The sequence below is a fragment of the Nocardiopsis sp. JB363 genome (assembly GCF_900143625.1).
In the GTDB taxonomy this organism is placed as follows: Bacteria; Actinomycetota; Actinomycetes; order Streptosporangiales; family Streptosporangiaceae; genus Nocardiopsis.
In genome coordinates, this window is record NZ_FRFF01000040.1 from 108,297 (window position 1) to 117,633 (window position 9,337).

At 70.0% G+C, this 9,337-nt stretch carries 8 protein-coding genes; 6 read left to right on the top strand and 2 right to left on the bottom strand.

The features are described 5' to 3' along the window. Window positions 1-81 precede the first annotated feature (81 nt). The 5 genes from BQ8420_RS06490 (at window position 82) to BQ8420_RS06510 (ending at window position 4,951) form a co-directional block, all read left to right on the top strand. Complete coding sequence (locus BQ8420_RS06490; protein ID WP_200815827.1) at window positions 82-810, top strand: TetR/AcrR family transcriptional regulator; 729 nt, start codon at window positions 82-84, stop codon at window positions 808-810. A 37-nt stretch (window positions 811-847) separates the two neighbouring features. Next, complete coding sequence (locus BQ8420_RS06495) at window positions 848-1,537, top strand: FadR/GntR family transcriptional regulator (protein ID WP_087096897.1); 690 nt, start codon at window positions 848-850, stop codon at window positions 1,535-1,537. Then, the gene (locus tag BQ8420_RS06500; RefSeq protein WP_087096898.1) at window positions 1,534-2,307 is read left to right on the top strand and encodes a creatininase family protein; all 774 of its coding nucleotides are present in this window, start codon (window positions 1,534-1,536) and stop codon (window positions 2,305-2,307) included. The genes BQ8420_RS06495 and BQ8420_RS06500 overlap by 4 nt, the downstream gene beginning before the upstream one ends. Before the next feature lie 86 nt (window positions 2,308-2,393). Further along, a complete protein-coding gene (locus BQ8420_RS06505; RefSeq protein ID WP_087096899.1) occupies window positions 2,394-3,371 on the top strand; it encodes a PHB depolymerase family esterase in 978 nt (325 codons plus the stop codon). Between the two features lie 29 nt (window positions 3,372-3,400). Then, the gene (locus BQ8420_RS06510; RefSeq protein ID WP_087096900.1) at window positions 3,401-4,951 is read left to right on the top strand and encodes an AbgT family transporter; all 1,551 of its coding nucleotides are present in this window, start codon (window positions 3,401-3,403) and stop codon (window positions 4,949-4,951) included. Window positions 4,952-4,958: 7 nt separating this feature from the next. Here BQ8420_RS06510 and BQ8420_RS06515 read toward each other — a convergent pair whose 3' ends face one another. After that, window positions 4,959-7,403: a GH92 family glycosyl hydrolase gene (locus tag BQ8420_RS06515; RefSeq protein ID WP_087096901.1), complete on the bottom strand. Its 2,445-nt coding sequence runs from the start codon at window positions 7,401-7,403 to the stop codon at window positions 4,959-4,961. Window positions 7,404-7,526: 123 nt separating this feature from the next. Next, on the bottom strand, window positions 7,527-8,159 hold the full coding sequence (locus BQ8420_RS06520) for an NAD(P)-dependent oxidoreductase (RefSeq protein ID WP_160049275.1): 633 nt from the start codon (window positions 8,157-8,159) through the stop codon (window positions 7,527-7,529). 269 nt (window positions 8,160-8,428) lie between these two features. On the opposite strand from BQ8420_RS06520, the gene BQ8420_RS06525 reads away from it, so the two are divergent. Then, complete coding sequence (locus BQ8420_RS06525; protein WP_087096903.1) at window positions 8,429-8,998, top strand: TetR/AcrR family transcriptional regulator; 570 nt, start codon at window positions 8,429-8,431, stop codon at window positions 8,996-8,998. Window positions 8,999-9,337 lie beyond the last annotated feature (339 nt).

Sequence of the window (9,337 nt, forward strand, 5' to 3'; positions counted from 1 at the left end):
CAAAGAACTCCGTACACTGTTCGGCTAATGTAGAACAGTGTACGGAGTTTTGGCAAAGGGGTTCGGTGAAGGGGATGTCGAGTGGGCACCACACGCAAGAGCATCGAGGCCACCCTGGACCTGTTGTGGACCGGTCTCGGTCGGCCCAAGCGCGGCCCCCGTCACCGGCTCACCGTCCAGCGCGTGGTGGAGGCTGCCATGAGCGTCGCCGCGTCCGATGGCGTCGACGCGCTGTCGATGCGCAAGGTCGCCGCCCACTTGGACGTCGGCGCCGCCACCCTGTACACCTACGTGCCCGACAAGGCCGCCCTGTTGGCCCTGATGGTCGACGAGATGACCGGTCAGGCGCCGCTCCCGCACACCCGCCCGGGCGCCTGGCGGGAGAAGGTCCAGGCCTGGGCCCGTGAGGACCTGGCCTCCTTTCGTGCGCACCCTTGGCTGGTCGAGATCACCTCCGGCCCGTTCATCGGCCCCCACGCCTTCGCCTGGACCGACTCGGCCATCCGCGTGTTCGACGGCACGGGGCTCACCGCCGAGGAGGCACTCGCCGTGGTGGAGGCCGTCGACGGGCTCGTCCAAGGACACGTGGCCAAGACGATCGCGGCCGACCGGGCCCGGGTCTGGGTCGACCCCGAGGGTCGATCGTTCGCCACGGTCCAGGAGGGCTACCTGGCCACTCGGCGGATCGAGGCGGGCCGTTTCGAGGCCATCGAGCGCCTCCGGGAGCCCTACGACCCCGTGCAGGTCTTCGAGCAAGCCCTGGCCTGGCTGTTGGACGGGGTGGAGCGACGCATCGCCGAGCTCGTGTGACTTGACGCACCAACCGACTAAGTGATTTAGTCACTATATGAACAAGCATGCGCCCTCCCTGTCCGAGCGGCTCGCCGACGACATCGTGGAGATCATCCGTCAGGAGAGCCTGTCTCCCGGGGATCTCATGGCGTCCTCCCGTGAACTCGCCCAGCGCTTCGAGGTCACCACCCCGACCGTGCGCGAGGCCCTGCGTCGTCTGGAGGCCACCGGGGTCGTGGAGTTCCGCCACGGATCGGGCACCTACGTGGGCGCGGGCTTCAGCCGGACCCTCCTGGTCAACCCGCACCTGCCCCGGGAGAGCGAGGACTCGGTCCTCGAACTCGCCGAGGCCCGTCTGGTCCTGGAACCGCCGATCGTCGCCACGGCCGCACGCGTGCGCGACGACCTGAACCTGGCCCAGATCCACCGCTCCACCGACAACGCCCTGCACCCGCCCCGCTTCGACGGCGACGCACCCGTGCACTTCCACGTCGCGCTCGCCGCAGCCACCGGCAACACCCTGCTGCGGGAGACCGTCGAGGCACTGCTCTACGTGCGTTCGCGCGAACAGGTCGAGATCAGGCACCGCTACCACGACCGCGAACGGGACCACGCCGAGCACATGGAGATCTACACCGCGGTCAAGGACCGTGACGCCGAGGCCGCCGAACGGCTCACCCGCGAACACCTGACCGCGATCAGGGACGCCGTGGCCGCCGCCTCGCGTGAGGAGGCCGGACGATGAGCACGCCCCGTCCCCACCACCTCGCCGACATGACCACCGAGCAGGCGGCCGAGGCCGTCACCGCGAGCCCGGTCGTCCTCCTGCCCGCGGGCGCCTTCGAGCAACACGGCCCCGCCCTGCCACTGGCCACCGACCTGGTCAGAGCCGAAGCGGTGACCGAACGCGTGGCCGAACGTCTGTCCGGGCGAGCCGTGATCGGCCCGAGCCTGCCGGTGGGCGTCTCACCCCACCACGTCGCCTTTCCCGGCACCCTCAGCCTGTCCGTCAACACCTTCCGCACGGTGCTGCGCGAGTACCTGGACGGGCTGTACCGGCACGGATGGCGCAGGGTCCTGGTCATCACCGGCCACGGCGGCAACAACGCCTCCCTCACCACCCTGGCCCAGGACCTGCTCGCGGACCTGCCCGACCTCCAGTTCGCCTGGTCCCCCCTGACCACCGTCGCCGCCGACGTCGTGGCCCGGATGCCCAAGAGCGAGGTCCACGGCCACAGCGGTGAGGCCGAGACCGCGCAGATGCTCCACCTGGCACCCGACATGGTCCACACCGACCGCTTCGTCCCCGGCACCAGGGACCTGACCGAGCTCGACGCCCTGTCCCGACTCGCCCGCCGCCCCGGCCACCCCACCCTCCAAGTGCGCTACGACAGACTCAGCGCCAACGGCGTCCTGGGCGATCCCGCCAGGGCAACGGCCGAGGACGGCGCGGCCATCGTCGATCGCGTCGTCGCCGAGGTCACCGACTTCGTCGAAGAGTGGCTCAAGGCCTGACCCCACCCACCTGACCAGCCCCCGGCCACGTCCGCCGAGGGTTCATCAGCCGTACCCGAAAACGCCCCCCGACGGAAGAGGACACCATGAGTCGCCCGTACCGACGACCCCTCGCCCGCCTGACGATCGCACTCGCCCTACCGGTCCTGCTCCTGTCGAGCACGGCCACGGCCACGGCCACGGCCGCCGCCCCGGCCCCCGAGGCCGCCCCGCACCGCTCCGACGGTTGCGAGAGCGCACCGCCCCAAGAACCCGGGCAGAGCGCGCAGCACCCTCTCACCAGCGGCGGACTCGAACGCTCCTACCGTCTCCACCTGCCCGACGACTACGACGAGCATCGCGCCTGGCCCGTCGTCCTCGCCTACCACGGGCGGGGCAACACCGGCGCCGGCACTGAGGAGTTCTCCGGACTCTCCGAACTGCCCGCCGTCGTCGTCTACCCCGAAGGGGTGATCGGCCAGGGCGACGGTGACCGGCAGGCCTGGCAGGGCGCCCCCTACTCCGCGCCCGGCGTGGACGACGTCACCTTCACCCACGACGTCCTCGACACCGTCGAATCCGAGCTGTGCGTGGACCGCGGTCGCGTCTACGCCACCGGCAAGTCCAACGGCGGCGGCTTCACCGCGATCCTCGCCTGCGCCGCCTCCGAACGCGTCACCGCGATCGCACCCGTCGCCGCGGCGCTGTACCCCAACGACCTGGACTGCGCTCCGGAACGCCGGGTCCCGACCCTGTCCTTCCACGGGACCGAGGACGCCACGATCCCCTACGCCGGAGACCCCGAGCGGGGCCTGCCCGACGTCCTGACCTGGACCACCGAACGGGCCGAGACCAACGACTGCCGCCCCGACCCGCGCACGCGCAGGGTCGAGCCCGACATCACCGAGTACCGCTGGAGCGGCTGTTCCCCGAACGCCCCGGTACGTCACGTCGCCGTCGAGGGCGGCGGACACACCTGGCCCGGCGCCGACTCCTACAGCGGCGGCGGGCACACCACCCAGACCATCGAGGCCCACGAGGAGATGTGGCGGTTCATGAGCCGCTTCCGCCTGCCCCTCGTATGAGACCCGATCCTCACAGCCCAGGAGTACCCATGTCCGATTCCACCACCGATCCGACCAGGGAAAAAGACGTCCCGCTGCCGCGCATCATCCGCGCCATGGCGGTGATCGAACGGGTCGGCAACGCACTCCCGCACCCGTTCTGGTTGTTCTGGATCCTCGCCGCGATCCTGGCGGTGGCCAGCGCGATCATGGCGGGGCTCGACGTCTCCGTGGTCTCCCCGAGCGACGGGGAGACCGTGGTGGTCCGCAGCCTGCTCAGCGGCGAGGGCATGGCGATGGCCTTGTCGACGATGATCGACAACTTCGCCGCGTTCCCGCCCATGGCGACCATCGTCGCGGTCATCATGGGTGTGGCGGTCGCCGAACGCAGCGGTTTCCTGGCCTCGCTCATGCGGGTCAGCGTCTCCCGCGTTCCCACCGGCTGGGTGGTGTTCGCGGTCGCCTTCGCCGGGACGATGTCGCACGTGGCCTCGGCCGCCGCCTACATCATCCTCGTGCCCCTGGGCGGGCTGGCCTTCCGCGCGGTCGGACGTTCGCCGATCCTCGGCGTGGTCGTCGCCTACACCGCCATCGCCTCCGGTTACGACGCCAGCCCGATCCCCACCCCCAACGACGCCATCTTCGCGGGCATCACCACGGCTGCCGCCCAGGTCGTGGACCCGGGGGCCTTCGTCTCGCCGCTGAGCAACTGGTACTTCAACATCGCCTCCTCGGTGGTACTGGCCACGGTCATCACCGTGATCACCAAGTTCGTCCTGGCCAAGCGGCCCGACCTGGACCCCGACCCGGACGCGGACCTGGAGGACATCGGTTCGCTGAAACTGAGCGACGCCGAACGATCCGGCCTGCGTCGCGCCCTGGTCGCGCTGGTGCTCGCCCTGATCGCTCTGACCGCCATCGTCATCCCGGCGGGCTCCCCACTGCGCGGCGAGGACGGCGGACTGGCCGAGTCCCCGCTGCTCACCGGGGTCGGCGCGCTCGTGGCACTGCTGTTCGGACTGGTCGGCATCATCTACGGCCACCGCGTCGGCACCATCGAGAAGCCCGGCGACGTGCCCGCGCTCATGGTTCAGGGCATCAAGCAGATGGCACCCGTCCTGGTGCTGTTCTTCGCCATCGCCCAGTTCCTGGCCTACTTCGACTGGACCCACATCGGCGACGTGATCGCGGTGCGCGCGGCCGAGGCCCTGGAGACCAGCGGGATCCCGGTGGTCGTGCTGTTCCTGTTCATCCTGGTGCTGCTGAGCCTGATCAACATCATCATCACCAGCGGTTCGGCGATGTGGGCGATCTGCGCACCCGTCCTGGTGCCGATGCTCATGCTCATCGAGGTGCCGGCCGAGACCACCCAGGCGCTGTTCCGGATCGCCGACTCCGGGTCGACCGCCATCACCCCGATGAGCCCCTACTTCGTGATGGCGCTCGGCTTCCTGCAGCAGTACCGCAAGAGCGCCGGGATCGGCACCCTGGCCTCCTACACGCTGCCGCTGGCGATCGGTATGACGACGGTCTGGACCCTGCTGTTCCTGGCCTGGTGGGCCCTGGGTATCCCGCTCGGCCCCGGCGCGCCGGTGCGCTGACCCGCGTTCAGTGGTCCATGGGCAGATCCTCGGGTGCCGTCGCCCACGCGGTGTCGGCGTCGGCACCCAGATCGAACTCCAGGTGTCCGCCCTCCGCCAGGAAGGATTCCGGCAGCCACGAACGCGAGTGCTCGTCCCCGTCCAGGCGCACCCCGTGCACGTACACCGACTCCGCCCCGGCGGCCGGGGCGCTGATCGTGATCGGCTCACGTCCCGGAGGGGTCAGCCGCGCGTGGGTGAAGACCGGGCTCGACAACAGCATCTCCCCGCGCCCGGGCGCCTGCGGGAACAAGCCCAACGACGCGAACACGTACCAGGCCGACATGGTGCCCAGGTCGTCGTTGCCCGGCAGACCCGCCGGACCCGTCCCGTACTGGGACGCGATGATCTCCCGCACCGTCTCCTGGGTCTTCCAGGGCTGTCCCAACCCGTTGTACAACCAGGGCGTGTGCAACCCCGGCTGGTTGGTGGGGTCGTAACGCAACGGGTCGCCGCCGCCCACCGACCACTCACCGTCGGGGGTGCGGAAGAACCCGTCCAGCCGTTCGGCGGCCACGTCACGGCCGCCCATCGCCTCGGCCAGACCGCCGACGTCGTGCGGCACCATCCACGTGTACGTCGCCGCCGTACCCTGCGCGAACCCGGTCCCCGACGCCGGGTCGAAGGGCGCCACCCAGGAACCGTCGCCGTCACGTGCCCGCATGTACCCCGCGTCCTCGGTGGCGTCGGGGTCGAAGACGTTGTGCCAGTAGCCGCCCCGGTCGGCGAACATCCGGGCGTCCTCCTCAAGGCCCAGACGCCCCGCCCACTGCCCCAGGGAATGGTCGGCCACGGACCCCTCCAAGGTCTCGGCCGCCCCGCCCCAGCAGTGGCAGTCGTCGTGCGGTGCGTACTCCAGTTCCAGGTAGCGCTCCAGGTTCGGGCGCTGCCCCTCGCACTGACCCGGGCAACCGGCGTCGGACAGCCCGTCCGGGTGAGGTTCGGTGGCCTGGGCGCGCAACGACGCGTAGGCGGCCTCGGTGTCGAAGCCGTCCACCCCCATCGCGGCGAACGTGGCCAGGGTGACCGCCGACGGATCACCGGTCATCACGTGCGTGGGGCCGTTGACGTGCACCCACCGGTCCCACACGTCGCCGTTCTGCTCGGAGAAGTTCAGCAGTGACTGCGCGAAGTCCCCGGTCACCTCCGGTTCCAACAGCGCCGACAGCTGGATCTGTGCGCGGTACTGGTCCCACCCGGAGAAGTTGGAGTACTGGGCGCCCTGCCCGTCCACGATCCGGTGCGGCTCGCCGTCCATGCCCGGGTACCGCCCGTCCACGTCGCTGACCAGGTTGGGTTGGAGCAGCGCGTGGTACATCGACGTGTAGAACTCGGTGTACAGGTCCTCGTTCCCGCCACCGACGGCGACCGCGCCCAGCCGCTCGTGCCAGGCCTCGCTCGCCCGCGCGGCCACGGTGTCGACGGTGGCGTCGTCTTCGACCTCGGCCTCCAGGTTCGCCCGGGCGCCCTCGGCGCTCACGTAGGAGACCCCCACGCGCATCCGCACGTCCGAACCCTCGGGGAAGGACACGTAGCCGCCCGAACCGCTGCCCCTGCGGGCGTCGCGGTCGTAGCCCTCGCCCCCGGAGGCGGTGGTGGCCCCGGGCATGAGTTCGTCGTCCTCCCAGGTGCCCACCTCGCCGAAATCGGTGTCGAAGCGCGCGGTGAAGTGCAGCCGGTAGTAGGAGTTGCGGTTGTTCTCCCCGCCGTTGGCGCGTTGGCCACAAAAGGAGCCGGTGAGCACCGAGCCCGAGACCGTCCGGGTCTCCTCGTCGATGCTGATCTCGGCTTCCTCGCTGCCGTTGAGCGAGTTGGAGGTGCGCAGCAACAGGGTGGCCGGGTCGCCCTCGGGGAAGGAGAACTCGCCCACCCCGGCCCGGTCGGTCACGCTCAGGTCGGTGTCCACCCCATTGGCCAGGGTCACCGTGTAGCGGCCGGGCTCGGCGGACTCGTTCTCGTGGTCGAAGTCGCTCGCGTAGATCTCGTCGGTGGTGTCGGCGCTGGGGGAGGAGTCCACCGGGACGGTCACCGGCATGATCGGCAGGTCTCCGGCCGCGCCGGGGTGGCAGCCGGCCCCGTTGACGTGGGTGAGGGCGAAGCCGCGCACCCTGGTGGTGTCGTAGTGGTAGCCGTTGGCCGCGCCGGTGTCGGTCTGGTCGCCGGGGGTGGTCGTGGGGCTCCACGAGACCATCCCGAACGGGCGTACCGCTCCGGGGTAGGTGTTGCCGCCGCCCGCGGTACCGATGAACGGGTCCACGTACCCGACCGGGTCGGTGACCAGAGCGGGGTCGGCGTCGCTGTTCGTGGGGGAGGAGGGCGCGATCAGGGTGAGGGCGAGCAGCGGCGCGCACAGCCCGGCGAGCAGGGCGCGGCGGGTGCGGGCGGGGACGGAGGTGCCAGAGGCGAGGGGCATCGAGAATCCTCTGCGGGGTAGCGGGTCCGGGAAGTGTCTCCCATTCCGCGGCCCGCGCCCAGACCCCCGAGCCGGTACGGGGCGGGATTTCCCCGACCCTTCCACGCCCGGACACCCCGGCGCCTAGGCGGCGACGGTGAACATCCGCCTCGGGTGGGCGCCGGCCTCCACCTCATCCACCATCGCGACCGCGTAGTCGGCGTTGCTGATCCGACTGCGGCCCTGCTCGTCGGTGAGGAGGACGTCGCCGCCCGCCCGGTAGTGACCGGTGCGTTCACCATCGCCGACCAGCTCGATCGGCGGCGCCAGGTAGGTCCAGAGCACGTCTCGGTTGATCTTGTAGAGGAAGTAGACCCGCTCCATCGCGCGACCGGCGTCCCTTCGCGGACCGCGGATGACGCTCTGCTGCCAGTAGATGGAGGTGCGGGAGGCGTCGGCGAACAGGGTGCCGGGGTCGCCGACGGTGATGAGACGGACCGAAGAACGGGCCAATAACCACAAGAGGTGGCGGTTGACGGCGAGGTGGTCGCGTTCACGGCCGGTGGGTACCTGGTAGGCGTTGATCAGGACGTCGAACTCCGCCAGATCGGCTCGGGTGAGGTCCCGAGGGCCGCGTCGGACGGCGGTTCCGGGAGCCGACCACCGTTCGGAGTCGTCCACGAACGCGGTCACCCGGTGGCCGCGTGCCTCGGCCTCGGTCGCGATGTGTTCGGCGAGCCCACCGGCGACGCCGATGATGCCGATCGTGCTGGTCATGGGATCTTCGTGCATGGGAGCCCCCTGCGAATAGATGTGCGCTCCAGTCGTGTCATGCGGGGCCGGTACGGGTGGGGGTCGAGGCCGACCTCGTGGCGGAGATGTCTCCGCCACGTATGACAACTTATCCGGAGAACCCTCCGTCAAACAAGTGCGGTTGTGTGAACACCCGGCTCCGAACCCCCGAAAACCCCGCTCTGAACAGGACACACATCGGATAAGCTGAGCCGGAGAAGTCTCCGTGACACCGGCCCGTAGGAAGGTCGTCCATGTCGACCAAGCGTGTCGAACAACTCCACGCGCAGGGGCTTCGAACGCGTGCCAGCCTGCTGGAGGTCGCGCGAGAAGCCTTCGAGGAGTGTCGGGACGTCTCCCTCAACTCCATCGCCAAGAGGGCCGGTGTGGGCATCGGCACCCTGTACCGGCATTTCCCCACCCGTGAGGACCTGGTCTTCGAGCTCTACCGAGTCCAGGTGCAACGGCTCACCCGAGCCGCCGGCGAACTCCTCGACGAGCACCCGCCACAAGAGGCCTTCCGGCTGTGGCTGGAACGCTTCGCCCGTTACGCCATGACCAAGGCCGGGCTCTTGGAGGTCCTGCGCACCGCCACCGCACACGGCCGGTTCGCCCAGGTGGGGCGGGGCCCCGTGGCCGACGCCGTCGAACACCTGCTCGTCGCCAACCAGGAGGCGGGCACCCTGCGCGCCGACCTGACCGCCGACGACGTCCTGCTGGCCGTGGCCGGTCTGTACCAGCTCGACCCCTCCGCCGAGGACTGGGAACGACGCGCCCATCGTCTCTTGGACCTGGTCCTGGCGGGCCTGCGCCCCCGCGACTGAACCTGGTGGCTGGGGCTGGTGGCTGAACCCGGGGGCAGGAACCGGTGACTGGGGCCGGTGGCTGGGTCCGGAAGGTGAGTTCGGAAGTTGGGTCCGGAGGCTTGATCCGGAGGCTGAACCTGGTGGCTGAACCCCGAGGTCGGTGGAAGGTATGGCCGGTGGTGTGGGTTTCCGGGGCGGGCGTGCCTAAGTGAACTGAGCTGAGTTGAGTTGAGCTGATCGAAGCGGTACCCGTGGTGGTGTCGGGTGGGTGTGTGGGGCGCCTGGGGTTGTGTTCCTTGGGGTTGTCGGGCGTCTCGTAGGTCTGTGGTGGTGCGCCTGGGGTGGGGTTCCTTGGGG

Coding starts and splice junctions, on each gene's coding strand:
- BQ8420_RS06505 (WP_087096899.1), top strand. CDS start 2,394: ATGAGTCGCCCGTACCGACGACCCCTCGCCCGCCTGACGATCGCACTC.
- BQ8420_RS06495 (WP_087096897.1), top strand. CDS start 848: ATGAACAAGCATGCGCCCTCCCTGTCCGAGCGGCTCGCCGACGACATC.
- BQ8420_RS06520 (WP_160049275.1), bottom strand. CDS start 8,159: ATGACCAGCACGATCGGCATCATCGGCGTCGCCGGTGGGCTCGCCGAA.
- BQ8420_RS06510 (WP_087096900.1), top strand. CDS start 3,401: ATGTCCGATTCCACCACCGATCCGACCAGGGAAAAAGACGTCCCGCTG.
- BQ8420_RS06525 (WP_087096903.1), top strand. CDS start 8,429: ATGTCGACCAAGCGTGTCGAACAACTCCACGCGCAGGGGCTTCGAACG.
- BQ8420_RS06500 (WP_087096898.1), top strand. CDS start 1,534: ATGAGCACGCCCCGTCCCCACCACCTCGCCGACATGACCACCGAGCAG.
- BQ8420_RS06515 (WP_087096901.1), bottom strand. CDS start 7,403: ATGCCCCTCGCCTCTGGCACCTCCGTCCCCGCCCGCACCCGCCGCGCC.